Source organism: Glycomyces sp. NPDC021274, assembly GCF_040641195.1.
GTDB lineage: Bacteria > Actinomycetota > Actinomycetes > Mycobacteriales > Micromonosporaceae > Glycomyces.
Window position 1 is genome coordinate 39,534 of sequence record NZ_JBFADC010000011.1, and the last position, 24,527, is coordinate 64,060.

Genomic DNA, 24,527 nt, shown 5'->3' on the forward strand with positions numbered 1-24,527 from the left:
ACCAGCGAGCGAAAGGGCGGACCGGGAAGACCCGGCCCGCCCTTCGCCTGCCGGCCCGGTCCCGCGTCCCTCGCGACCCGTCCGCCTGCACCCCGACCTGAGCACCGCTCCCCCGCCGCGCCTCATTCCGGACGGTTCCCGGCGGGCCCGCCGATGAGGAACGGCGCGCCGACCCCCTCGTAGACCAGATGCGCGACCAGGCCCTCGGCGGCGTGCGGCAGGTTGTGGCAGTGGTCCATCCAGATCCCGGGGTTGTCGGCGACGAACGCGATCTCGAACTCCTCGCCATCGCGCACCTCGAGCGAGTCGACCCACCAGGGGCTCCCGGTCGCGGCGACGTCGTCGCGCGCGAGCACCACGGCGTGGTGGCCGTGCAGGTGCATCGGATGGGCCTCGCCGCTGTCGTTCGCGATGCGCATCCGGACGACGTCGCCGTACGCCACAGTGAACATCGGCACCTCGGGGGTCATGGCGCCGTTGACGGTCCACCAGAACCCGGGCTTGCCGTCGAGGAATCCCGGGCGGCGCCCGATCCTGAACTCGAACTCGCGGTCCGGGGCCGCGGCGGCGAGTCCGACGGGCGCCTTCGTTCCATAGTGGAGCAGATCGAGGACGTCGTCCGGCGGCTTGGAGGCCGCGGCGCCGCCCTCGCCCACGAGCAGGGCCGCCCCGCTGAGGTTGACGCGGACGACGCCGCTCTCGGGCACGGTGAACACGAGGTCGATCCGTCCGCCCGCGGCCACTTCGACGGCCGCCCCTTCGACCTCGGCGGGGCCGTGCAGGTCGGTGCCGTCGACGGCGGCGACGCGGAACGGCGCGCCGTCGACCCAGACCGGCATCACGCCGAAATCGGTGTTCACCACGCGGACGCGGACCGTGTCTCCCGGCTCGGCCGCCACCCGGTCCTCACCGTCCCGGCCGTTCACGGTGCGCCGTCCGCCGTAGAGGTGCGCGAGCGCGAGCGCCTCCACCTCGGCGCCGGCACCGGCCGCCGGGGTGATGACGAGGGGGCCGAGGAGGCCGCCGAGGACCTGCTCATGGGAGACCTGGTGCGAGTGGTACCAGAAGGTGCCGGCCTGGTCGGCGACGAACCGGTAGACGAACGACTCGCCGACGCCGACGGCGTCCTGGGTGACGCCCGCGGCGCCGTCCATGGCGCCGGGCACGTCGACGCCGTGCCAGTGGAGGGTAACGCCGTCGGGCACGCTCGCGTTCTCCAGGGTCACCTCGACGAGCTGGCCCTGCACCGCGCGGATCGCAGGGCCCGGCGAGGAGCCGTTCAGGGTGTAGCCGTCGAACTCCCGGCCGGACGCGAGCGTGAAGCGCTCTTGTGCGGCGGTGAGCGTGAGGCGCACGTCCGCTTCGCGGTCGGCCGGGACGGTGAGCTCGTCGACCGGGATCGTGGACGCGGCGCCGCCGGGCGCCCCGCCGCCGTGGTCGTGGCGGCCCATGTCCGCGACCGAGTAGGCGTCGGGCACCAGGCTGGCCTGCCAGAACCAGGCGATGGGCGCGATGACCGCGACGGCGGCGGCCACCGCGACGAGCGTCTTCGCGCGTCTACTGAGGCGCATTCCCGACCGCGGGCTCCGGGGCGGGCCGCTTCGCGCGGAAGCCGGCCATGAACGCGGTCCCGTAGACCGCGAACGCGACGATGCCATGGAAGAGGCCGAAGATCGCGGCTTCGTGGCCGAAGAGGCCGAGGAAGATCTGCAGGGCGACCCAGAGGAGGAGGATGACGGCGAAGCGGATGCCGCCCTTGATCTTCGCGAAGAACGAGACGATCAACAGGAGTAGGGCGAGGACCGGGATGATCATCATGCCGTTGATGCCGTGGAGCATGAAGCCGACGGCCTCGTCGAAGGGCACGTCCTCGCTCTCCAGGACGGCCGAGTCGAGGACGCCGCCGTCCTGGACCCAGATGTAGAGGCCGGCGATGGCGTAGGCCATGAATGCGGCTTGGAGCGCGACCTCGGCGGCGATGACGTAGGCGAGGATGCGGTAGACGACTCTCATGCGGATGCCCTCCTGCTCAGTAGGCCCGTTGGCCGGCTGCACGAAGTGAAGATAAACACACCGAGAGTGATCTATGTCGGAGAAAGCGCGGAGCCGCGCCCGGTTTCCCGGGCGCGGCCCTGTTGTACGCGGGTGCGCGGGGGTCAGGAGCGCAGGAGCGCCGCCGTCTGCGAGGCGATCTCGCCCTCTTCGTTGGTCGGAATGACCATCACCGTGATCGGCGACTGCGGAGTCGAGATGACCGGCCCGCCCGCCGCGTTCGCGGCCTCGTCGAGGTGCACGCCGAGCGCCACGAGCGACCCGAGCGCGCCCGCGCGCACCTCGGCGCTGTTCTCCCCCACGCCGGCAGTGAACGCGATCGCGTCCGCCCCGCCGAGCGCGGCGATGTACGAGCCGATGTACTTGCGGATCCGGTAGCAGTAGATCTCCAGGGCGATCTGCGCCGCCCTGTCCCCTGCCTCCGCGGCCGACTCGACCGCGCGCATGTCGATCTGCCCGGTCAGGGCGAGCATCCCCGACTCCTTGTTCAGCGCCGCGTCGAGGTCCTCGAACGAAGCGCCGGTCCGGCGGTGCATGTGGAAGACGATCGCCGGGTCGATGTCGCCCGAGCGCGTCCCCATGACCAGGCCCTCGAGCGGCGTCAGCCCCATCGACGTGTCGATCGAGCGGCCCCGCTCCACAGCGGACACCGAAGCGCCGTTGCCGAGGTGCGCGACGATCACGTTGACTTCCTTGGGGCTCTTGCCGAGCAGCTCGGCGGCCTTGCGGGAGACGTACGCGTGCGAGGTGCCGTGGAAGCCGTACCGGCGCACCCCGTGCTCCTCGCGCCACGCGCTCGGCACCGCGTACAGGTGCGCCCGCTCGGGCACCGTCGCATGGAACGCCGTGTCGAACACCGCCACCTGCGGGAGCTTCGGGAAGAGCTTGCGCGCCACCTGGATGCCCTCCAGGTTCGCCGGGTTGTGCAGCGGCGCGAGCGCCGACAGCGCCTCGATGGCCTGCTCGACCTCGTCGTCCACGACCACCGGCTGCACGAACCGCTCGCCGCCGTGCACCACTCGGTGCGCGACCGCGATCAGCCCGGCCCCCGAGAGCGGAGTCCCGTGCTCCTCGAACGCCGCGACCATCGCCTCGAGCCCCGCGGCGTGGTCGGCCAGGTGCGTCGTCGACTGGTGCTGCTCGCCCGCGTGCCGGTGGGTGAGGACCGACTCGGCCTGCCCGATGCGCTCGATCAGCCCCGAGGTCGAGGCCTCCAGGGTCTCGCCGTCGACCAACTGGTACTTGATCGACGAGGACCCGGAGTTGATCACCAGGACCGGTGCGCTCATGGCATTCCTTTCTCGCGCGCGGCCTCCGCGGACGCGGGCCCGCCGGGGCCCGGGTGTTCGCGGGCTCAGGCGGGCTGGCTCGCCTGGATGGCGGTCAGCGCGACGGTGTTGACGATGTCAGGCACCGTGGCGCCCCGCGACAGGTCGTTCACGGGTTTGCGCAGGCCCTGGAGCACCGGACCCACCGCGATCGCCCCGGCGGAGCGCTGCACGGCCTTGTACAGGTTGTTGCCGGTGTTCAGGTCGGGGACGATGAAGACCGTGGCCTTCCCCGCCACCTGCGAATCAGGGAGCTTCGTGCCGGCGACGCCGGCATCGGCGGCGGCGTCGTACTGGATCGGACCCTCCACCGGGAGGCCCGGCCTGCGGGACCGGACGATCTCGGTGGCCGCCCGGACCTTGTCCACGGCTTCGCCGTGGCCCGAGGTGCCGGTGGAGTACGAGAGCATCGCCACGCGCGGTTCCACGCCGAACTCGATGGCGGTGTCAGCAGAGGATAGCGCGATGTCGGCCAGTTGCTCCGCATTGGGGTTCGGGTTGACCGCGCAGTCCCCGTACACGAGGACCCGGTCCTCCAGGCACATGAAGAACACCGAGGAGACCACGGCCACTTCGGGTTTCGTCTTGATGATCTCGAACGACGGCCGGATCGTGTGGGCCGTGGTGTGCACCGCGCCCGAGACCATGCCATCGGCCATGCCCGTGTGCACCATCATCGTGCCGAAGTAGGAGACGTCCGCGACCGTGTCGTAGGCCTGCTCGAACGTCACGCCCTTGTGGGCGCGCAGCTGCGCGTACTCCTTCGCGAAGCGCTCGCGGATCTCGTGGTCGCCGGGGTTCATGATCGAGGCCCGGCCCAGGTCGACGCCCAGTTGCGCGGCCTGCGAACGGATCTCGGACTCCTCGCCGAGGAGCGTCAGGCGGGCGACGTCGCGCCGCATGAGGATCTCGGCGGCCTTGAGGATGCGCGGCTCCGCGCCCTCGGGCAGCACGATGTGCTTGTCGAGGGCCTTCGCGCGCCCGATCATCGCGTGCTCGAACATGACCGGCGTGACCACCGTCGGCTTCGCCAGCGCGAGCCGGTCGAGCAGGTCCTCGCCGTCCACTCCGGCGGCGAAGTCCTCGAGGGCGCGGGTGATCTTGCGCTGGCCGCCGGCGGCGAGCGAGCCGGAGACGTCGCCGACGAGGTTGGCCATGTCGAAGGTGTCGTGCTGGACGAGGGCGATCGGCAGGCGCGAGTCGAGGCCGGCGACGATGTCGAGGATCTGCGGTTCGGGCCGGATGCCGCCGGTGAGGAACACGGCCGAGAGGCTCGGCGTGCCTTCGGCCTGGTGGGCGGCGAGGAGTCCGAGGAGGACTTCGGAGCGGTCGCCGGGGAGGATGACGGCTTTGTCGTCGGCGAGGCGGGTGAGGAGGTTGGGGAGGGTCATGGCGGCGACGACGACGTCGCCGACGGTGCGGGTGAAGACGTCGGGGTCGCCGGAGATGAGGGTCGCGTCGGCGGCCTCGATGAGTTCGCCGACGGTGGGCGCCACGACGACCGGGTCTTCGGCGATGACGCCGGTGCCGGGGTGCGAGGCCTTGACCAGTTCGATGTCGGCGGGGTCGACGCGGTTGGCGATGGTGCCCAGGACCGTGGCGTGGTCGGCCTCGGCTTGGGCGGTGCCGAAGCGGAGGGCCGCGGCGATGTCGGCGGGGTGCTTGCGGTGCCCGGTGACGACGAGGAGCATCGGCGCGGCGAGGTTCACGGCGATGCGGGTGTTGAAGGTGAACTCGACGGGGGCGCCCACATCGGAGTAGTCGGAGCCGACGACGAGGACGACGTCGTTCGCGTCGGCCAGCGCGTGGTAGCGCTCGACGATCTGGGTGAGGGCGGCGTCCGCGTCGGCGCGGACGTCGGCGTAGGTGACGCCGACCGAGGCCTCGTAGGGGCTCGGGAGGCGGTACTGGTCGCGGAGGAGGGTGATGATCGGGTCGCCTTGGAAGGCGGCGTCCGTCGTCAGTCCGAGCGGGGTGGTGTTGGGCGACGGGAGTGCGTGCTCGTCGCGGACGATGGGGCGGAAGACGGCTACGGAGCCGGCCCGCCGGGTGAGCAGGTCCATGACGCCGACCGCTACGGCGGACTTGCCGCTGCCGGGGTCGAGACTGGCGAGGTAGAGACTTTGAGCCACGGCTCCAACGCTATCCACCCCGTGCGAGCCGCGCAGCGGATCTGCGCGGCGGCTCACCTGTGAGCTTGGGCGTGTCCGCCGGCCCCTGGTCGCGTGCCTGCCATCCCTATCCCCCACCCGCCCGGGGAAAGGTAGTTCCCACATTGCCGCGGGGGTGCGACAGGAACGCGGCCCCGCCGCGGGCATGTCGCCCGAAAGCGTGAGCGACCGCGAGCGGGCCTCGCAGGGGAGCGCGTCCTCGCGGACTCCCGGAAGCGCGGACTCGCGGACTCGCGGACTCGCGGACTCGCGGACTCGCGGACTCGCGGACTCGCGGACTCGCGGACTCGCGGACTCGCGGACTCGCGCCGAAGGCTCGGCCCGGTGGAAGGTCGCTTTCGAGCCGCCCCGGCCGCGGCGCGGCCGGGGCGGTCTCGTCGTTCTCAGTCGGCGAAGCCGCCTTCGGGGACCGGCTGGGGCGGCGGGGTGCCGACGTAGCGGGCGCGCGGGCGGATGATCTTGGAGTCGCGGGCCTGCTCGAGGATGTTGGCGCTCCAGCCGACCACGCGGCTGGTGGTGAACGTGGGCGTGAACATCGTGCGCGGCACGCCGGCGAGCTCCATCACGACGCCGGCGTAGAACTCGACGTTGGTGTAGAGCTTGCGTCCCGGTTTGACCTCGGCGAGGATCTCGATGACCCGTCGTTCGACGGTCTTGGCGAAGTCGACGATGTCGCCGTCGAGTTCGTCGGCGACGTCGCGCAGGTGCAGCGAGCGCGGGTCGTCGGTCTTGTAGACGGCGTGGCCGAAGCCCATGATGCGCCGTCCGGCCTCGAGTTCGCCGCGGATCCAGTCGTCGATGTTCTCGGGCGAGCCGATCGCGTCGAGCGCGTCGAGTGCGCGGGCGGGTGCGCCGCCGTGCAGTGGGCCCGAGAGCGCGCCGATCGCGCCGACCAGGGCCGCACCGAGGTCGGCGCCGGTGGAGGCGATGACGCGGGCGGTGAAGGTGGAGGCGTTGAAGCCGTGGTCGATGGTGAGGATGAGGTAGTGCTCGACGGCGCGCGCGGCGGCTTCGGAGGGCACCTCGCCGGTCATCATGTAGAGGTAGTTGGCGGCGTAGCCGAGGTCTTCGCGCGGGTCGAGGGGTTCGAGGCCCTGGCCGATGCGCCACATGGCGGTGAGGATCGTGGGCGTGACGGCGCAGGCGAACAGCGCGTCGTCGGCGCGGGCGGCCTCGTCGATGTCGAGCACGGGTTTCATGGGCCGGGCCGCGCACGCCGCGGAGAGCGCGGTGCGCAGGCCGTCGAGGGGTGAGGAGCCCTTGAGGTGGGGCAGCAGTTCGCGGAGCGCGGGGGTGAGCGTGCGGTAGGGCGCGATCTGGGTCTTGAACTCGTCGAGCTGGGCGCGGGTGGGAAGCGCGGCGTGGGTCATGAGGTACCAGACCTGCTCGAACGAGCAGCGCTGGGCGAGTTCGACGGCGTTGTACTGGCGGTAGTGGTAGAAGCCCTCTTCGCCGCGCACGTCGCCGATCTCGGTGTCGGCGACGATGACTCGGTCCAGGCCTTTGGGGACTTCGATGAATTCGGTCATTGGCTACTCCTCGTCCGGCACGCCTGTGGGCCGCCTGGTGACGCTTGCTGTCGCGATCGCCGCTCCGGTTCGCTTGTCAGCCTACGGGATTTCATGCCGCCGGGACCCGAACGGCCGCCGGGTAGCGCGCGTCACCGCACAGGCGGCGACGGGTCCGTCGCGGACGCGTTTTAGAGTAGACCCCCTGCCCGACAGCAGGGCCGACACCGCGAGCCGCCGGTTCCCTCCCTCCATGGCCCGCAGGCGATCGCGCGAACAGGACACCCCGAACGAGGATTGCCCGTGGACTCCGGAACGCTCATCGCCGGCCGCTACCGACTCGACCGCGTCATCGCCTCCGGCGGGATGGGCGCGGTGTGGCGGGCCGAGGACGAGCGGCTGGACCGCACGGTCGCCGTGAAGGTGCTGCACGCGGGCCTGGACGGCGCGCAGCGGCCGCGTGACCGCTTCGAGCGCGAGGCGAAGACCCTGGCGAGCCTGAAGGGCCCGGGGTGCGTGGAGGTCTACGACTTCGGTGAGGAGCCGGACGGCGACCGGACGGTCGTGTACCTGGTGATGGAGCTCGTCGACGGCGTGTCGCTCGCGGAGCTGCTGCACCGGGAGGAGCGGCTGGACCCGGCCCGGACGATGCGGATCGTGGCCGAGGCCGCTGAGGCGCTCGCGGCCGCGCACCGGCGCGGGATCGTGCACCGGGACATCAAGCCGGGGAATATCCTCATCGACGCCGACGGCCGGGTGAAGGTGGTGGACTTCGGGATTTCGCTGTTCGCGAACCGGTCCCGGCTTACGCCCAGCGACCAGGTGCTGGGGACGGCGCCGTACGTCTCGCCGGAGCAGTTGCGGGACAAGGGCGTCACGGGCGCGTCCGACCTGTACTCGCTCGGGGCGGTGGCCTACGAGTGCCTCACGGGGACGCCGCCGTTCGACGCCGCGGACCCGGCCGCGGTGATCCACGGGCACCTGTACTCCGAGCCGCCAGCGCTGCCCGCCGACGTGCCGGCCGAGGTCGCCGGGATCGTCTCCCGCTCGCTGTCGAAATCCCCTGAGGACCGCTGGGAGTCCGGTGACGTCCTCGCCGCGGCGGCCCGGGCGGCGACGACCGGGGAGCATCCCGCCGCGACGCCGCCCGTGTACGGGTCGTCGCCTGCGGTGTCGCCGGTCGATGGGGGTGCTGCGCAGGCGCGCACCGCGGGCGTCCCGCTGCCGGCCTCGCAGGCGTTCGCGCCTCCGGTGACGCCGCCCGCGCAGCCCGCAGTGGTCGAGCCGCCCGCCGAGGACCCGCGCAAGCGCCGCCGGATGGTGCTCATCGGCGCCGCGGCCGTGCTGGCGCTGACGGTGATCGCGGTCGTGGCGTTGAACCCGTTCTCCGGCGACGGGAACGTCGCGGGCGACGACGACACCACGTCCACTCCCACGGCGTCGGCCTCGGACCCGGGTTCGGCCGCCGCACAGGAGCCTTCGTCGTCCGTCAGCGCCGCACCCACCGAGTCCGCGGAGCAGACCTCCGCCGCGGAGGACGAGGGCGGCACGGAAGGCGGCGGCTCCGAGCCCGAAGGCAACACCGGCGGGAACGAGGACGACGAGACCCCGGACGGCGACGAGACCGTGAAGGAGGGCAGCGGCCCGGTGCCCGACGTGACCGGCGAGACCACGTTCGCCGCCCGCGACAAGCTGAACGGCGAAGGCTTCTCGAACGTCGTCGCCGAGGTCGGCTACTACTACATCCGGCCCGAGCCCGCGCACTGCACGGTGATCCAGCAGAGCCCGGGGTCCGGCGAGACCGCCGACTACAGTGCGCAGATCACTGTGTACTTCCACGAGCGCACCGCCGAGGGCACGAGCTGCCTGCTGTGACCGGGCGGGTCCGGTGGATCACCGCCCCGGGGCGGCGAACGGGTTGACCGGCCGGGCCCCGGCCTGAATGATTGAGTGCGCGACCGGTAGAACATTCGGGACACGGTCGCTCGACGGGATTGGGATCAAGGTGGACGAAGGAATCAGCTCCGCGCCAGGCGTGGTGATCGGGGTGCTGCTCATCCTCGCGGCGGTCATGTGGTTCTCCCCTGGCGCCCGGCACAAGTTCCGCAAGGCCACGCTGTGGCTCGTGATCGCGGCGGTCGCGTTGATCATCATCTTCGAGCTGCTCAAGGGGACCCAGCAGACCTGATCCGCCCGCTTGTTCGACGCCCGGTCGCCCGTCGGCCGGGCGTTTTCGCTGCCCAGCGCCCATGTTCGCGGACCTCGAGAAAAATCCGCCCTCGTAGTGGAACAGATCGTTCCGGTCTGTTATAGTGGAATCAAGCGTTCCGTTCCACTGAATCACCGAGAGCCCGGAGGCATCCGTGACCTTCACCGCCGAAACCCCGACCACCGAGGCCGCGCCCGCCCGCGCCGTCTCCCCCGCCATCGCCGAGACCGCTTCGGCCGCAAGCGAAGCGCCCGCCACGTACCCGCGGCGCTGGCTCGGGCTCATCGCGATCCTCGCGACGACCCTCCTCAACCTGCTCGACGCGTCGATCGTCAACGTCGCCGCCCCCGCGATCCGCACCGAACTCGGCGGCACCGCCTCCCACATCCAGTGGCTCGCCGCCGGGTACACCCTCGCCCTCGCGATCGGCCTGCTCACCGGCGGACGCCTCGGCGACATGTTCGGCCGCAAGCGGGTCCTGATGATCGGCCTGGTCGGCTTCCTCGCCGCCTCGCTCGCGTGCGGCGCCGCCGGCTCGATCGAGCTGCTGCTCGCCGCCCGCCTCGTGCAGGGCGCCTTCGCCGCGGTGATGGTGCCGCAGTGCTTCGGCCTCATCCGCGACCTGTTCGGTCGCGACATGGGCAAGGCGTACGCGGTCTTCGGCCCGCTCATCGGCCTCGCCTCGATCGCCGGGCCGATCGTGGCCGGACTCCTCGTCGACGCCGACCTCTTCGGCTCCGGCTGGCGCTCGATCTTCCTCATCAACCTGCCGCTGGGCATCGCCGCATTCGTCCTGGGAACCAAGGTCCTCCCGGCCGGGGCCCCGCAGACCCGCGGCCTCAAGCTCGACCTGGGCGGGGCGGTCATCGCCGCCGTCGGCATGAGCCTCCTGCTCGTCCCGCTCGTCGAAGGCCGCGAACTCGGCTGGCCCGCCTGGTCGATCGCGATGCTCGTCGCCTCGGTGCCGGTGCTCGCCTACTTCGTGCGCGGCCAGATCAAGCGCGCCCGCTCGGGCAGGACCGCGCTGATCGAGCTGAGCGTGTTCGCCAAGCGCTCGTACACCTCCGGCATCGCGTTCGTGGTCGTCTTCTTCGGCTCGGTCACCGGCTTCTCGCTCGCGGTCGGCCTGTTCCTCCAGCTCGGCCTGGGCTTCGGCCCGCTCAAGGCGAGCCTGGCGATGGCCGCCTGGGCGGTCGGCGCCTTCATCGGCTCCGGCGCCAGCGCGGGCCTCGCCCCGAAGCTCGGACGCGGCGTGCTGCACCTGGGCCTCGCGATGATGACCGCCTCCCTGGTGGTGCTGTGGCTCCAGTTCGGTGCGGACTCGGCGCCGGGCGCCTGGGCGCTGTCGCCGGCGTTCCTGTTCTACGGGATCGGGATGGGCATGATCTTCGTGCCGCTGTTCGGGATCATCACCGGCGAGCTGGAGGACCACGAGGTCGGCTCGGCTTCGGGGCTCCTGGAGTCGTTCCAGCAGGGCGCGGCCGCGCTCGGTGTCGCGGTGCTGGGGACGGTGTTCTTCGGCCAGTTCGCGATCGGCAGCGGCGCGGCAGAGGCGATGGGCGCTGCCCGGTGGGTCACGGGGCTGACCGTGGGCCTGACGGTGGTGGCGTTCCTGGTGGCCTTCGGGTTGCCGAAGCAGGCGAAGGCCGAGCACTGAGTTGTTGCGTTCGGACCGGTCGGGCCCTCGCGGGCGCGGCCGGTCGAAGGCGTACTGGAGAAAGGTGCAACAGAATGAATCGCTCTGTTCCGGATAGGATGCCGTCATGACCGACAAGCCGCTCAGCGGGCGCAAGGCGCAGGCCGCCCGCAACGACACGCTCATCCTCGAAGCCGCCCACGAGGTGTTCGTCGCCAACCCCGAGGCGCCGATTGCGGAGGTCGCCAAGCGCGCCGGGGTGGGCATCAGCGCGCTGTACCGCCGCTACCCGAGCAAGGAGGACCTGCTGCGCAAGCTGTGCGGGGACGGCCTGGCGCGGCATGTGGAGCTGGTGCAGGAGGCGGTCGAGGCCGAGGGCGACGTGTGGGAGGCGTTCTGCCACTTCATGAGGGAGGTCGTGGCGGCCGACACGGCGTCGATCACGGTCAAGTTGGCGGGGACGTTCACGCCGACGCCGGACATGTTCGCGGCTGGAGTGGCGGGGGCCGAGCTGAACGACGCGCTCATGCGGCGGCTGCACGGCGCGGGGGTGATCCGCGAGGACATTGCGATCGGCGACATCATCATGATCACCGAGTCCCTTGCCTCGATCGCCATCGGCGACGCCGCGCGGACCCGCGGGGTGCGGCTGCGGATCCTGGAGCTGTACCTGCAGGCGCTGCGGGCCCCGGGCCGCGGCCCGCTGCCGGGCACGCCCGTGTCCGAGGAGGAAATGGGAGTCCGCTGGATTCCCAGGAACGCCAAGGCCTAGCGAACCGCCCCGGCGGGCGGCTCAGCGGGGATTGCCGGCGAGGAGGCCGGCGAGTTCGCGGAACTCCGGGTCCCCGGTCATGTTGGCCAGCATCCCGAGCTGGCGGATGTGGATGGCGTGGTATTTCGGGGACTGGGCCTTCGGGTTGTCCTGGATGCGCATGCCGTACCAGGACACCTGGCCGGGGACGTGGAGGTGGGGCACGTACCGGAGGACGGTCGCGGCGGCCCGGTTGAAGAGCGCGAGGGCGTCGGCGTGCTGCGTCGCCTGCCAGTAGTCGTAGAGCCCGTACATGGCGAAGATGTGGCCGTTGAGGACTCGCATCGGCTCGACGTCCCCCGCGTACTCCTCCAACCAGGTGTACCCGTCCGGGTCGGTGAAGGTCACCCATTTCGGGGAGGACTCGTCGTGGAGGGTCGCGAAGACGCCGTGGGCGGCTTCGAGCCAGTAGGGGTCTTCGGTGGCGGCTTGGAGTCGGGTCGCGAGCGAGAGGAACAGCCCCTGCGCCATTGCGGAGCGCCACGGCGCGTGGATGGTGTTCGCGACGTCGCCGTGCAGCGAGAAGTCGAAGCCGTATTCGAGGACCCAGCCGTCGGCGGCGTGCTTGAGCAGGTCGCGCGCGTTCACGTCTGCGAGGAACATCTTGCCGAAGTCGTCCGTTGCGGCGTACTCGCCCAGCAGGGAGATCGCGAACTGGGTCTGCACCACCGGGTGGCGAAACCGCACGCGGCCGCGCTTCCAGACATGGATGCCGTTGTTGTCGGTCTCCGCGGGGATCGCGACGCTCCGCGCGTACGGGTCGAACCCGGCGTTGAGCTCGAGGTAGGTCGTGGAAACGTGAGCATGCGGCATGTAGGAGACTTCCGTCGAGAATGGAATGTGCCGGCCGGGATTCATCCGACGAGGGCAGAATACGACGGTGTTCCGCAGCCCTGGTGTACGCGACATGAACAGGAAACGAAAAAGGCCCGGCCCGAGCCCGCCCCGATGCCAGGGCGACGAAGACCCCGGGCAGTGGAAAAGCCCGGCGTCCGCCCCGAGCCTGCCCCGCTGCCCGGGCAGCGAAAAAGCCCGGCATCGCTGCCGGGCTTCTCGATCTGGAGCGGACGACCGGGATCGAACCGGCGACCTACACCTTGGCAAGGTGTCGCGCTACCAACTGCGCTACGTCCGCATTGCTCCCGGTGTTGACCGGGGAACGGTGATTACTTTAGCGCATCGTTCACCGGGCCTTGATAGGGCCTTGGGACCGATTGGGGCGCGGCTCACGCCTGCGCCGCGCCCGCCCCGGTCACCGCTCGGACTGCTCGGCCTCGCCCAGGCCGAGCATTGCGAGCGCTGCCGCGTCGAGCCCTTCGATCGCGACCTCGTGCTTGCGGTGGGCCTCCCAGTCCTCGCGTGAAAGCCGCCAGCGGTTGTCCTGGCGGCGCACGCCGTTCAAGACCTTGTGGTCGATGCCGTCCGCCCGGTAGCCGAGCTTGCGCGAGACGCCCTCCGAAGGCCCGTTGCCCTCGAACGAGGCGCTGAGCGCGAAGTCGGCGCCGAGCCCGGTGAAGACGAAGTCGAGCACGGCCGCGCGCATCTCCGTCCCGATGCCCTGGCCGTGGTGCGCGCGCCCGAGCCACGAGCCGGTGGTGGCCTCGCGCGTCACCTTGATGTCGGCGGCCCCGACCTCCTGCATGCCGACGATCTCGCCGTCGTGGATCACCACGAGCGGCAGCATCCACCGCTCGGGGGTGATGCCCGCGATGACGCCCATCTGGTGCTGCAGGGTCCGGCGGCCGCGTTCGACCGGTTCGCATTCGGTCCACGGCACTACGAACGGCATGAAGTCCGGGTCGTGGATGCCGGCGGCGGCCTGGTCGGCGAGCGCGACGAGGTCGTCGAGGTCGGGCAGGCGCAGTTCGAGGCGTTCGGTGCGCAGCCGGAGCCGGTAGACCGGCAGGTAGTCGGCGAGTTTCACGATGGTTCCTTCCCGAGGCCGAGCATGTCCAGTACGTCGTCGTCAAGGCCTTCGATGGCGACCTCGTGCTTGCGGTTCGCCTCCCAGTCCTCGCGGGAGAGCCGCCAGCGCTGTTCGGTGCGGCGGACGCCTTGGACCACCGGGTGTTTGATGCCGTCCTCGCGGTAGCCGAGGCTGCGCGAGACGCCGGCCGACGCGGCGTTGCCGTCGTAGGAGCCGCTGGTGGCGAATTCGGCGTCGAGCCCGGCGAACGCGAAGTGGAGGACGGCCGCGCGCATCTCCTTGCCGAGTCCCTTTCCCTGGTGGGCGCGGCCGATCCAGGAGCCGGTGCTGACCTCGCGGGTCACGGTGAACTCGTGGCCCTTGATGTCCTGCACGCCGATCGGTTCGCCGTCGCGGAAGACGTAGAACGGGAGGGTCCAGGCCTGCTCGTCCCAACGGCCGATGGCGCGGTGGTACCAGAGGGCGACGCCGCGGGCGACCTGCTTCGGCTCGGCGGCGGTCCACGGGATGCCGAACGGCATGAAGTCCGGATCGTGGACGCCCGCTACGGCGACCTCGGCCAGCTCGGCGATCTCGTCGAAGGTCGCGGGCAGGCGCAGTTCGAGGCGTTCGGTTCGGAGTCGCAGCCGGTAGACCGGCAGGTGGTCGGCGAGCATGACCAGATTCTTCAGGTTCGGTGCCCGGGAGGGCAATCGGTTTACCGCCGACCCCTGGGTTTGCGTGCACCGCCGACATGTGTCAGACTTTTCTGACATACGACAAGGATGGTTTACATGGAGCCCGAGGAGTTGACCGGCGCGGCCCTGCTCGCGGCCTGCTCGGCTCTGGCGAACCCGCACCGCCTGCGCATCCTCGGAGCGCTCGCGGACGGGCGGCAGTACGTGAGCCACCTGGCCCGCCAGCTGGGGATGAGCCGCCCGCTGCTCCACATGCACCTGCAGAAGCTCCAGGCCGCGGGCCTGGTGACGGGGTCGCTGGAGCTCTCGGAGGACGGCCGGGCCGTCAAGTACTTCGAGGCGGTCCCGTTCACGCTGCAGGTCTCCCCGCAGATCGTCAAGGCGGCGCTGCCGACCCTGCCCGCACCGGGCGACCAAGGAAAGGAAACAGATTTATGTCCATGGGACAAGCCGGGATGCTGTTCGTATTCGGATTCGCCTTCCTGATCGCCGCGATCGTGATCGTCTCGATGCTGGTCTGGGCGTCGACCAAGAAGGCGCAGGCGTCGGCCGCCCGCGAGGCGAACTACCGGGAGCTGGCGGCGAAAGCCCGCGAGGACTCGGCGGAGATCAAGGCCTCCCTCGCGGAGCTCAAGGGCCGCTTGGCGTCCGTGGAGCGGATGCTCAAAGAGGTCGACTGACCGCCGAGCCGGCGCACGCGAGGAATTCCCGCGAATCACGGTTAAGCCGCGCCTGATACGGCACCCTCGGACGCATGGACACGACCCGATCCGGCCTCGCCGCCAAGCCGCTCGACAACGAAGCGCTCGCCCGCATCGACGCCTACTGGCGGGCCGCGAACTACCTCACCGTCGGCCAGATATACCTGCTCGACAACCCCCTGCTCCGGGAGCCGCTGCGCCCCGAGCACGTCAAGCCGCGCCTGCTCGGCCACTGGGGCACCAGCCCCGGCCTCAGCCTGATCTACGCGCACCTGAACCGCTGCATCACCGCCCGCGGCCTCGACATGATCTACGTGACCGGCCCCGGCCACGGCGGCCCCGCGATCGTCGCCAACACCTGGCTCGAGGGCACCTACCCGGAACTGCACCCGTCGGTGAACCACTCCGAGGAGGGCATGAAGCGGCTGTTCCGCCAGTTCTCCTTCCCCGGAGGCATCCCCTCGCACGTCGCCGCCGAGGTGCCCGGCTCGATCCACGAGGGCGGCGAGCTCGGCTACGCGCTCTCGCACGCGTTCGGCGCCGCGTTCGACAACCCGGACCTCACCGTGGCCTGCGTCGTGGGCGACGGCGAGGCCGAGACCGGCCCGCTGGCCGGCTCGTGGTTCTCCAACGTGTTCCTCAACCCCGTCTCGGACGGCACGGTCCTGCCGATCCTGCACCTCAACGGCTACAAGATCGCCAACCCGACGGTCTTCGCGCGCATCTCCGACGAGGACCGCATGTCGTTCTTCCGCGGCGTCGGCTACGAGCCGTTCCTCGTGGAGGGCGACGACCCCGCGAGCGTCCACCAGCTGATGGCCGCCACCCTGGACGCGTGCTTCGACCGGATCGCCGAGATCCGCGCCGACGCCCGCCGCAGTGCCAATGGGACGCCGGTCCGCCCGCGCTGGCCGATGATCATCCTGCGCACCCCGAAAGGCTGGACGGGACCGACCGAAGTGGACGGCGTGCCCGTCGCGGACACGTGGCGCGCCCACCAGGTGCCGCTCTCGGCCGTGCGCACGAACCCCGAGCACCTGGCGATGCTCGAGACGTGGATGCGCTCGTACCGGCCCGAGGAGCTGTTCGACGCCACCGGCAAGCCCGTGCGCGAACTGCTCGACCTGCATCCGCAAGGCGCGCAGCGCATGAGCGCCAACCCGCACGCGAACGGCGGGCTGCTCCTGCGCGACCTCGTGCTGCCCGACTACCGCGAGTACGGCCAGGAGACCGAGGGCCACGGCCGCACCGTCGGCGAGGCCACGAAGGTCCTCGGCAAGTGGCTGCGCGACGTCATCGGCGCCAACCCGGACCGGTTCCGGCTCTTCGGGCCCGACGAGGTCGAGTCGAACCGGCTCGGCGCGGCCTTCGAGACCACCGATCGGCAGTGGCAGGCCGACATCTACCCCACGGACGAGCACCAGGCCCCGCACGGGCGCGTCATGGAGACCCTCTCGGAGCACCTGTGCGAAGGCTGGCTCGAGGGGTACCTCCTCACCGGGCGGCACGGCCTGTTCACCAGCTACGAGGCGTTCATCCACATCGTCGACTCGATGTTCAACCAGCACGCGAAGTGGCTCGACTCCTCCCGCGGGATCCCCTGGCGCCGGCCGATCGCCTCGCTCAACTACCTCCTGTCGAGCCACGTGTGGCGCCAGGACCACAACGGCTTCTCGCACCAGGACCCCGGGTTCATCGACCACGTGATGAACAAGAAGGCCGACATCGTCCGCGTCTACCTGCCGCCGGACGCCAACACCCTCCTGTCCACCATGGACCACTGCCTGCGCAGCCGCCAGTACGTGAACGTCGTGGTCGCCGGCAAGCAGCCCGCGCTCCAGTACACGAGCATGGACGAGGCCGTGCGCCACTGCGAACGGGGCCTCGGCATCTGGGAGTGGGCCTCCACCGACGACGGCCAGTCGCCCGACGTCGTGCTCGCCTGCGCCGGGGACGCGCCCACATTGGAGGTGCTGGCCGCCGCGGACATCCTGCGCCAGACCCTGCCGCGGCTGCGCGTGCGGGTCGTCAACGTCGTCGACCTCATGCGGCTCCAGCCCGACACCGAGCACCCGCACGGCCTCGGCGACCGCGAGTTCGACACGGTCTTCACGACCGACAAGCCGGTCCTGTTCGCCTTCCACGGCTACCCGATGCTCATCCACCGGCTCACCTACCGCCGCAACAACCACGACAACATCCATGTGCGCGGCTACAAGGAGGAGGGCACCACGACCACGCCGTTCGACATGGTCATGCTCAACGACCTCGACCGGTTCCGCCTCGTCATCGACGTGATCGACCGCGTGCCCGGCCTGGGTCAGAACGCCGCTGGCCTGCGGCAGCAGATGGAGGACGCGAGGCACGCCGCCCGCGAGCACACCCGCGCCCACGGCGAGGACCTGCCCGCCGTCGCCGGATGGCAGTGGCCGCACTAGCCGGAGAACCGAAGCGCGGCAGCAGCATCCGTCCAGCGGCTTGACACGAGGCGAACACGCTTCGTTAGTCTCTAAGGGGAGGCATGCTCGCAACCCCTTGGAGGACTGCACGTGGCGAAGGTCAGGCCCGGTCGCGTCGTGGTCGACTACGAGGACGACCTCGTGGTCTTCACGGTCGGCATGCGCATCAACAAGTTCTGGAAATTCCGCAAGTGGGTGCCGGTGTTCGCGTCGATGCCGAAGATGCTCAGCGAACTCCAAGCCGATCCTGAGCTCGGCCTGCTCGACTCGCGGACCATGATCGGCGGCCGCGTGATCATGGTCGTCCAGTACTGGCGCAGCGACGCGCACCTGGAGCGCTACGCGCACTCCCAGGTGCACGCCCACCGCGGCTTCTGGAAGTGGTTCAACCGCAACGTGAAGAGCAACGGCGAGGTCGGCCTGTGGCACGAGCTCTACAAGGTCCGCGCCGGCGACTACGACACGTCGTACATCAACATGCCGCCGTACGGCCTCGCCCGCGCCACGAAGGAGCGGGACGCGACCCGCACCGATCCTGACGACCACGACCACGAGCACCCGGCGGGCGCCGCCCACTAAGGACGCGGGGCCTCCAGCAGCGCGAGGTTCGCGACCAGGCTCTCGGTCGACCAGCCGCGCTGGTGGGCGGTCTGCTCCTCGTCGAAGCCGCGCACCTCGCACTCGGCGACGAGGATGAGCATCAGGTAGACGCGGTAGAGGGCGAGCCGCCGCTCCTCCCCCGCGGTCATCCGCCGGCCCAGGAAGCCCTCGACCGAGGCCGCCTGCTCCTCGTCGGAGCCGAACGTGAGCGAGACGAGTTCGGCGATCGGGTCCCCGTAGAAGGCCCGCTCGCCGTCGATGAACGCCTCCACCCGCCAACCGGATTCGCCGCGCACGACGAAGATGTTGCCGTCCCACAGGTCGAAGTGGACGAGCGCGGGGCGGGTCACCTCGTCGAGCAGGTCCGTCTCGGCGGCGACGACCGCCCTGATCTCCTCGGCCGGGCGCGGCAGCGGCGAACCGTTCTCGGCGATGTCGGCGAGGACGTCGTCGACCATCGCCAGGAACGACGCGGACCAGGTGTCGGCGACCGTGCGGCCGCTCTTGCGCGGATACCCGAACCGCTCCCCGGTGACCGTGGCGAACCGGGCGCTCAAGGCCCCGGCCTCGCGCCGGACCGCCAGGAAGTCCTCATCGGACATGTCGGCCCGGGCGTTCGGCAGCGTCACGCCCTCAAGCCGGTCGATGATCATCACGCCGCCCTCGGGGTCGCCGTAGTGGAGCGCGGGCATCGGCACGCCCGCGGCGAGCCCGCGTTCGAAGCACTCGATCTCGGTGGCCATGAGGTCGACCTCGTAGCGCAGCAGCTTGTGCTCCTTGTCCGGGGCGACCTTGACGACCACATGGCGGCCGTCCGCCAGCGCGAGGGCGTGCGCGGCGTTGAAGAAGCCGTCCTTGAACTCCTCGTGGCCGACCACCTCGACCGGCCCCGGTAGGTGCTTGCGGACGATGGCCTCGACGGCGGCGCGGTCGAGCTTGGGGCGGATGGCGATCTCCATCGCGCCATTCTGTAGGCCGGGAGGCGGCCTGCGCAATCGGGTATCGGTGCGGCTCTTGCCTGGTGGGATAGCGTGGAGGATCGACCGAAACGGACAAGGGAGGCGCCGCATGGACACACCGCGACTGCGCCGGCTGCAGCCGGGCGACCTCGGCTGGATCGTCTACAGCCAGGGGAAGGGATACTGGCAGCAGTTCGGCTGGAACGAGGAGTACGAGGCGCTCATCGCGCGCATCGTCGCCGACTACGCCGAGCGGCACGACCCCGCGCGGGAGGCGGGCTGGATCGCCGAGCTGGACGGCGAGCCGGTCGGATCGATCCTGTGCGTGGACGCGGGCGAGCAGGTCGCGAAGCTGCGGCTGCTGTGGGTCGAGCCGTCCGCGCGCGGGCACGGCGTGGGCGGGATGCTGGTGCGCGAGTGCGTCGACTTCGCCCGCGAGGCCGGGTACCTGTCGATGCGGCTGTGGACGGTGAGCATCCTCGACGCGGCCCGGCGCCTGTACGAGGAGGCCGGGTTCACGCTGGTGAACGAGGAGCCGGTGCGGATGTTCGGCAAGGACGACCTGGTGAACCAGGTGTGGGACCTGCCGCTGCGCGACGCCACCGCATAGCCCGCTCGCGTGATCCGGGCCACGGCAGAAATATTCGGATCGGGGCGGGCGTCGTATAGGTCGTTAGCACTCTCCACCACCGAGTGCTAATCCTGAGGAAGGAGACAGCCACCATGATCGTTCGCTACCAGCACCCTTACGCGGCCTTCCGGCAGCTCGACCGCGAGTTCGAGCGCCTGGCGCGGGCCGGTTTCGGCCAGCGCTCGGTGCAGTACACGCTTCGGTCCGACGTCTACACCGAAGGCGAGGACCTCGTGGTCACCGCCGCGGTTCCGGGCGTGAGCCCTGAGGACGTCACCGTCGAGCTCGAAGGCCGCCGCCTCTCGATCACCGCCGAGCGCCGCGAGCGCGAGGTGGCCGAGGGCGACCGCTACCTCGTGCGGGGTCTCGCGGGCGGCACGTTCCGCCGCGAGTTCCAGCTTCGCGAGGGCGTCACCGCCGACCAGCTCAGCGCGGAGGTCGCCGACGGCATCCTGACGATTCGCGTCTCGGGGGCCGTGAAGTCGGCGCCGCAGGCGCAGCGCATCCCGATCAAGGGCGTTGCGAACGCCGTCGAGGGGAACGCCGTCGAGATCGAGGGCGAGGCGGTGTCCGAGGACGCCGCGTAAGCACGCTGTAGTCAACGGCCCCGGGGTTTTCCCTGGGGCCGTTGGCGTTCCGAGCTAGCGGTGCGCGGCGCCGACGGTCTCGGCGGCCTTGCCGAGATCGGCGACGAGCCGGGACAGGGCCTCGTCGCGTTCGTCGCCGGAGAGGCGGATGACCGCCGAAGGGTGGACGGTGGCCAGGAACTCGCACGGTTCGTCGAGCTCGGCGAGGTCCAGGTCGAACAGCTCGCCGCGCTGGGTGCTGACGCGGAAGTCGGTTCCCATGAGGGACTGCGCGGCGGTCGCGCCGAGGGCGACCACGAGCTCGGGCTTGACCGCGTTCAATTCGGCCAGCAGCCAGGGGCGGCAGGCGACCGTCTCGCCGCGGGTCGGCTTCTTGTGGAGGCGGCGGCCGGTCCGCTCGACGTGCTCGAACTTGAAGTGCTTGACCGCGTTGGTGAGGTAGATCCGGGACCGCTCGATGCCGGCCTCCTCGAGCGCCTGGTCGAGGAGGTGCCCGGCCGGGCCGACGAACGGCTCGCCCTCGCGGTCCTCGACGTCGCCCGGCTGCTCGCCGACCAGGAAGAGGCGGGCGTCCTCGGCCCCTTCGCCGAAGACGGTCTGCGTGGCCTCGCGGTACAGGTCGCAGCCCTCGCAGGACCGGGCCGCCTTGCGCAGCCGCGTGATACCGCCCGATTCGGGCACCCACGCTTCGGCGCCGGGATGCCGTGCCATGTCGCCACCTGCCGTTCGGAAGTCCGCCAGAGCCGTGGACTGGTGGATACCCAGGGAGCGGAGGCGGTGAACCCGCGCGATCGGGCCGGCCGGTACGAGCGGAGCCGGGCGGCGGGTGCCGCGCAGGGCGGCCCCTGTCCGGCAGATGCCGGACAGGGGCCGCGATGGAGCACCGAGACCGTGACGGTGCCGCTGCAGGCCGGAGCCAACACCATCCGACTGGCGGCGACCGCTGCGACGGGTCTGCCCAACATCGACTTCATCGAAGCCTAGGCCGATCGCGCGCCCGGGAAGCCCACTGTCGGATCCGTTGCATTGCAGCGGATCCGACAGTGGGCCTGCGCGTGACCCGCTCAGCTGCACGTCAGGTCCCCTGCCGGTCGGCGGTCAAGATTTCACCGCGCCGGCGGTCAGGCCGGAGACCAGCTGCTTGCGCAGGAGAATGAACACGGCGATCGCCGGGATCGCCGCGAGGACGGAGCCGGCCAGCACCAGGTCGTACTGGCGTCCCTCGGCGCCGAACAGCGCCTGGATGCCGAGCGGGACCGTGTAGAACTCGGGTTCGGAGACGAGGACCAGCGGCCACAGCAGGTTGTTGTAGGCGCCCAGGAAGCTCCACACCGCCAGCGCGCCCAGCGCGGGGCGCAGAAGCGGCAGGACCACGGTCCAGTAGATGCGGAACTCCGAGCAGCCGTCGATGCGGGCGGCGTCGAGGATCTCGTCCGGGATGGACTGCTCGACGTACTGGCGCATCATGAATATCCCGAACGCCGGGGCGACCCAGGGCACGACGAGCGCGAACAGCGGGTGGGCGAGACCGAGTTTCGCAACGAGGATGAACAGCGGCACCACGATGACCGCGAAGGGGATCGCGAGCGAGGAGAACATGACGTCGAACAGGATCCGCTTGCCTTTGAACTCGAACTTGGCGAATCCGTATCCGGCGAGCGAGCACAGGAACACCACCGCGACCGTGCTGACCCCGGCGACGCCGGTGCTCATGAGCATCCAGTTCCAGAACGGGTGTCCGGAAAGCAGGTTCGCGTAGTTGTCCAGGGTCGCCGGTTCGGGCCAGAGGCGGGGCGGGAACGAGAAGATGTCGCTGCGGTCCTTCAAGGAGGACGACAACGCCCACACCAGTGGCGCCAGGTAGATCGCGACCAGCAGGGACAGCGTCAGGTACAGGCCGATGCGGGCCGGGCGCACCGTTGTTCGGGCCCGTCGGGGCGTTGAACGGGGTGCGGCCTTGTCGGTGCTGGCGGCGGTGGCGGTCATCGGGTCCTCCCTACGCCCAAGGCGCTGGAACCGGCGCGTCCTAGGGCGAAGACGATGATGAACATGACCACGCCGGCGGCGGCGGCGTAGCCGAGTTCCTGCCGCTGGAATGCGGCCCGGTAGATGAACATCGACAGCGAGAGCGTCGACTCGCCGGGGCCGCCCTGGGTCAGCAGGAACGGCTCCTCGAAGATCTGCGCGGTGTTGACGAGCATGGTCACGGCGATGAACGCGGTGACGGGTCTCAGCTGCGGGAGCGTGATCGAGAAGAACCGGCGCACGGGGCCGGCGCCGTCCACTTCGGCCGCTTCGTGGAGTTCGCGGGGGACGGCCTGCATGCCGGCGAGGAAGAAGATCGTGAGATAGCCGGTCCAGCGCCACAGCACCAGGACCACCACGACCGTGCGGGCCCAGAACGGGTCGGTGAGCCAGGAGACGCCGCCGAAGCCGAAGAGGGCTTCGAGCACGGCGTTGAGCAGTCCGTACTCGCCGTCGAAGATCAGGCCGAAGATGAGGGCGATGATGATCGGCGAGAGGACCACGGGCATGAAGTAGGTGAGCCGGAAGAAGTCGCGGAGCTTCAGGCCGCGGGTGTTGAGGGCCTGGGCGATGAGCAGCGAGGCCGGGAGCACGACGGCCAGGGCGAACACGGTGTAGATCGCGGTGTTGACCAGGGCCGCACCGTAGCTGGGGTCCTGGAGCAGGCGCGTGTAGTTGGCGAAGCCGATGTACTCCGGCGAGCCGAGCCCGGCCCAGTCGGTCAGGCTCAGGTAGAAGCCCGCGCCGATGGGCACGAGCATGAAGAGCGTGAACAGGATGAAGAAGGGCGAGATGAACGCGTAGGGCGCCCACTTGTGGGTGTCCGATCGCGGTCGGCGTGCGGCGGTGGCGGTGCTCATGCCGGAGCCTGCCTTTCGTAGGCGCGCAGGCCCTCGCGGAGGGCCTCCTCGGGGTCGGCCTGCCCGTGGATGGCGCGCAGGAGGGGGCCGCCGAGGCTGTCGCGCAGGACGGAGGCGCCGGCGGCCTGGTAGAAGACGGGCATGTCGTTCGCCCCTGCCCCGTAGACCTCGAGGATCCGTTGATCGCCCAGGTACGGGTCGGTGATCTGCTGGAATTCGGGGGTGTCGTAGAGGTCGACGAGGGTCGGCAGGTAGGCGCCGGCGCCGTAGCGGGCCAGCTGGCCCTCGGGGGTGAGGTAGGTGCGCTGGAGGAAGTCGACGGCGGCGTCGGTCTCGGCCTGGCCTTTGAGGACGGCGAACGCGGTGCCGCCCATGGTCGAGGCGATGTGCCCGCCCGCGGCGAACGCCGGGATGGTGCGGGCCCGCCAGACACCGGCCTGGTCGGGCACGTTGGCTTCGAGGCCGTAGACCTTGTACCAGTTGGGCATGACGGTGGCGATGAGCTTGGAGTCCTTGAGGGCGGCCGCGGCCGCGCCGCCGTAGGGGTCGGTGATCGACAGCAGGGCGCCGGAGCGCACCCCTTCGGCCATGAGCGCGAGGACCTCGATCGACTCGTCGGAGAGGACGGTCAGTTCGCCGTCGGCGTCGTAGAGGTTCCCGCCCCGCTGGAGCAGCATCTGGGCGAAGCCGTTGACGATGGCGCCGTTGTCGCCGTTGGAGACCATGCCGATCGCCTGGCCGGTCTCGGCGGCGACCTCGGCGCCGATCCCGAGCAGTTCCTCCCAGGTGGCGACGTCCGCGGGAATGCCGAGCTCGGCGAACAGGTCGGCGCGGTAGTACATGACCGAGACGGAGTTGTCGGATTCGATCGCGTACACCTTCCCGTCGACGGTGTACGGCTGGGTCTTGAGCAGCTGGTCCCCCAGCGGCTCGGTCAGGCTCGTGAGGTCGACGAAGAGGTTCTGGGCGATCCCGGCGCGCATGACCCGCGGGAACTGGTCGATGACGAGTCCGGCCAGGTTCGGCAGGGGTCGCGCGGCGACCGCCTGGTTGACCAGGCGCGAGACGATGTCGGCCGGTGCGATCGAGGTGACGTCGACCGCGTAGGTCCACGGACTGCCGCCGACGAGGTCCGGATCGGATGCCGCACCGGTGAAATAGGTCGCGTAGCCGGGGTCGTGGGTCCACAGTTTCAGGTCGATCGGGCCCGACGCGATGGCCGACCCTTCTTCGGAGGCGGTGCAGCCGGCCAGCAGCCCGGTGCCGAGGCCGGCGGCTCCGGCCAGGCGCAGCAGCTGTCTGCGGTCGATGGTCATGTGAGGGCTCTGTTTCTGTGGCGCGGAGACGTCGGGGACCCCTTTCGGGAGCCCGGAACCGGGCACGCGC

General features: G+C 70.4%; 23 protein-coding genes and 1 tRNA gene. 10 read left to right on the forward strand and 14 right to left on the reverse strand.

Annotated features, from left to right (window positions below):
* Positions 1–122: 122 nt before the first annotated feature.
* From AB0I03_RS21250 to AB0I03_RS21270, 5 genes are all read right to left on the reverse strand, one after another.
* Entirely contained in the window at positions 123–1,571 is a 1,449-nt protein-coding gene (locus tag AB0I03_RS21250; protein WP_360415434.1) for a multicopper oxidase family protein, read from the reverse strand.
* Positions 1,558–2,013 carry a hypothetical protein gene (locus AB0I03_RS21255; protein WP_360415436.1) on the reverse strand — a complete coding sequence of 152 codons (456 nt, stop codon included), beginning with the start codon at positions 2,011–2,013 and terminating at the stop codon, positions 1,558–1,560. Before AB0I03_RS21255 ends, AB0I03_RS21250 begins: the two co-directional genes overlap by 14 nt.
* Positions 2,014–2,156: 143 nt before the next feature.
* Entirely contained in the window at positions 2,157–3,341 is a 1,185-nt protein-coding gene (locus AB0I03_RS21260) for an acetate kinase (RefSeq protein ID WP_360415438.1), read from the reverse strand.
* Positions 3,342–3,406: 65 nt separating this feature from the next.
* The gene (gene pta / locus AB0I03_RS21265) at positions 3,407–5,512 is read right to left on the reverse strand and encodes a phosphate acetyltransferase (protein ID WP_360415440.1); all 2,106 of its coding nucleotides are present in this window, start codon (positions 5,510–5,512) and stop codon (positions 3,407–3,409) included.
* Between the two features lie 422 nt (positions 5,513–5,934).
* Positions 5,935–7,080 (reverse strand): citrate synthase/methylcitrate synthase, encoded by a 1,146-nt coding sequence (locus tag AB0I03_RS21270; protein WP_360415442.1) that lies wholly within the window; start codon positions 7,078–7,080, stop codon positions 5,935–5,937.
* A 282-nt stretch (positions 7,081–7,362) separates the two neighbouring features.
* On the opposite strand from AB0I03_RS21270, the gene AB0I03_RS21275 reads away from it, so the two are divergent.
* From AB0I03_RS21275 to AB0I03_RS21290, 4 genes are all read left to right on the forward strand, one after another.
* On the forward strand, positions 7,363–8,934 hold the full coding sequence (locus AB0I03_RS21275) for a protein kinase (protein WP_360415444.1): 1,572 nt from the start codon (positions 7,363–7,365) through the stop codon (positions 8,932–8,934).
* A gap of 130 nt (positions 8,935–9,064) precedes the next feature.
* Positions 9,065–9,247 carry a hypothetical protein gene (locus AB0I03_RS21280; RefSeq protein ID WP_360415446.1) on the forward strand — a complete coding sequence of 61 codons (183 nt, stop codon included), beginning with the start codon at positions 9,065–9,067 and terminating at the stop codon, positions 9,245–9,247.
* 175 nt (positions 9,248–9,422) lie between these two features.
* The gene (locus AB0I03_RS21285; protein WP_360415448.1) at positions 9,423–10,925 is read left to right on the forward strand and encodes an MFS transporter; all 1,503 of its coding nucleotides are present in this window, start codon (positions 9,423–9,425) and stop codon (positions 10,923–10,925) included.
* A 106-nt stretch (positions 10,926–11,031) separates the two neighbouring features.
* The gene (locus AB0I03_RS21290) at positions 11,032–11,676 is read left to right on the forward strand and encodes a helix-turn-helix domain-containing protein (protein WP_360415450.1); all 645 of its coding nucleotides are present in this window, start codon (positions 11,032–11,034) and stop codon (positions 11,674–11,676) included.
* Positions 11,677–11,697: 21 nt separating this feature from the next.
* On the opposite strand, the gene AB0I03_RS21295 is transcribed toward AB0I03_RS21290, so the two are convergent.
* From AB0I03_RS21295 to AB0I03_RS21310, 4 genes are all read right to left on the reverse strand, one after another.
* A complete protein-coding gene (locus tag AB0I03_RS21295) occupies positions 11,698–12,528 on the reverse strand; it encodes a D-glucuronyl C5-epimerase family protein (protein ID WP_360415452.1) in 831 nt (276 codons plus the stop codon).
* A gap of 246 nt (positions 12,529–12,774) precedes the next feature.
* Positions 12,775–12,850, reverse strand: a tRNA-Gly gene (locus AB0I03_RS21300).
* Positions 12,851–12,967: 117 nt separating this feature from the next.
* Positions 12,968–13,639 carry a GNAT family protein gene (locus tag AB0I03_RS21305; RefSeq protein WP_360415454.1) on the reverse strand — a complete coding sequence of 224 codons (672 nt, stop codon included), beginning with the start codon at positions 13,637–13,639 and terminating at the stop codon, positions 12,968–12,970.
* Positions 13,636–14,298, reverse strand: a complete 663-nt coding sequence (locus AB0I03_RS21310; RefSeq protein ID WP_360415456.1) for a GNAT family protein — start codon at positions 14,296–14,298, stop codon at positions 13,636–13,638. Before AB0I03_RS21310 ends, AB0I03_RS21305 begins: the two co-directional genes overlap by 4 nt.
* 117 nt (positions 14,299–14,415) lie before the next feature.
* Between AB0I03_RS21310 and AB0I03_RS21315 the strand changes: the two genes are divergently transcribed.
* The 4 genes from AB0I03_RS21315 (at position 14,416) to AB0I03_RS21330 (ending at position 18,058) form a co-directional block, all read left to right on the forward strand.
* A complete protein-coding gene (locus AB0I03_RS21315) occupies positions 14,416–14,805 on the forward strand; it encodes a winged helix-turn-helix domain-containing protein (RefSeq protein WP_360415458.1) in 390 nt (129 codons plus the stop codon).
* A complete protein-coding gene (locus AB0I03_RS21320) occupies positions 14,754–14,999 on the forward strand; it encodes a hypothetical protein (protein WP_360415460.1) in 246 nt (81 codons plus the stop codon). The genes AB0I03_RS21315 and AB0I03_RS21320 overlap by 52 nt, the downstream gene beginning before the upstream one ends.
* A 74-nt stretch (positions 15,000–15,073) precedes the next feature.
* Entirely contained in the window at positions 15,074–17,458 is a 2,385-nt protein-coding gene (locus AB0I03_RS21325) for a phosphoketolase family protein (protein WP_360415462.1), read from the forward strand.
* Between the two features lie 111 nt (positions 17,459–17,569).
* Positions 17,570–18,058, forward strand: coding sequence for a DUF4188 domain-containing protein (locus AB0I03_RS21330; protein WP_360415464.1), 489 nt, complete (start codon positions 17,570–17,572; stop codon positions 18,056–18,058).
* Here the strand turns inward: AB0I03_RS21330 and AB0I03_RS21335 are convergent.
* On the reverse strand, positions 18,055–19,038 hold the full coding sequence (locus tag AB0I03_RS21335; protein WP_360415466.1) for a phosphotransferase: 984 nt from the start codon (positions 19,036–19,038) through the stop codon (positions 18,055–18,057). The genes AB0I03_RS21330 and AB0I03_RS21335 overlap by 4 nt on opposite strands.
* Before the next feature lie 109 nt (positions 19,039–19,147).
* Between AB0I03_RS21335 and AB0I03_RS21340 the strand changes: the two genes are divergently transcribed.
* A complete protein-coding gene (locus tag AB0I03_RS21340; RefSeq protein ID WP_360415468.1) occupies positions 19,148–19,648 on the forward strand; it encodes a GNAT family N-acetyltransferase in 501 nt (166 codons plus the stop codon).
* A 113-nt stretch (positions 19,649–19,761) separates the two neighbouring features.
* Positions 19,762–20,256 carry an Hsp20/alpha crystallin family protein gene (locus AB0I03_RS21345; protein WP_360415470.1) on the forward strand — a complete coding sequence of 165 codons (495 nt, stop codon included), beginning with the start codon at positions 19,762–19,764 and terminating at the stop codon, positions 20,254–20,256.
* Between the two features lie 54 nt (positions 20,257–20,310).
* On the opposite strand, the gene AB0I03_RS21350 is transcribed toward AB0I03_RS21345, so the two are convergent.
* The 4 genes from AB0I03_RS21350 to AB0I03_RS21365 form a co-directional block, all read right to left on the reverse strand.
* Positions 20,311–20,967, reverse strand: a complete 657-nt coding sequence (locus AB0I03_RS21350; RefSeq protein ID WP_360415472.1) for a UdgX family uracil-DNA binding protein — start codon at positions 20,965–20,967, stop codon at positions 20,311–20,313.
* A 387-nt stretch (positions 20,968–21,354) separates the two neighbouring features.
* Positions 21,355–22,242 carry a carbohydrate ABC transporter permease gene (locus tag AB0I03_RS21355; RefSeq protein ID WP_360415474.1) on the reverse strand — a complete coding sequence of 296 codons (888 nt, stop codon included), beginning with the start codon at positions 22,240–22,242 and terminating at the stop codon, positions 21,355–21,357.
* Positions 22,239–23,141 (reverse strand): sugar ABC transporter permease, encoded by a 903-nt coding sequence (locus AB0I03_RS21360; protein ID WP_360415476.1) that lies wholly within the window; start codon positions 23,139–23,141, stop codon positions 22,239–22,241. Before AB0I03_RS21360 ends, AB0I03_RS21355 begins: the two co-directional genes overlap by 4 nt.
* The gene (locus AB0I03_RS21365) at positions 23,138–24,457 is read right to left on the reverse strand and encodes an extracellular solute-binding protein (RefSeq protein WP_360415478.1); all 1,320 of its coding nucleotides are present in this window, start codon (positions 24,455–24,457) and stop codon (positions 23,138–23,140) included. The genes AB0I03_RS21360 and AB0I03_RS21365 overlap by 4 nt, the downstream gene beginning before the upstream one ends.
* Positions 24,458–24,527 lie beyond the last annotated feature (70 nt).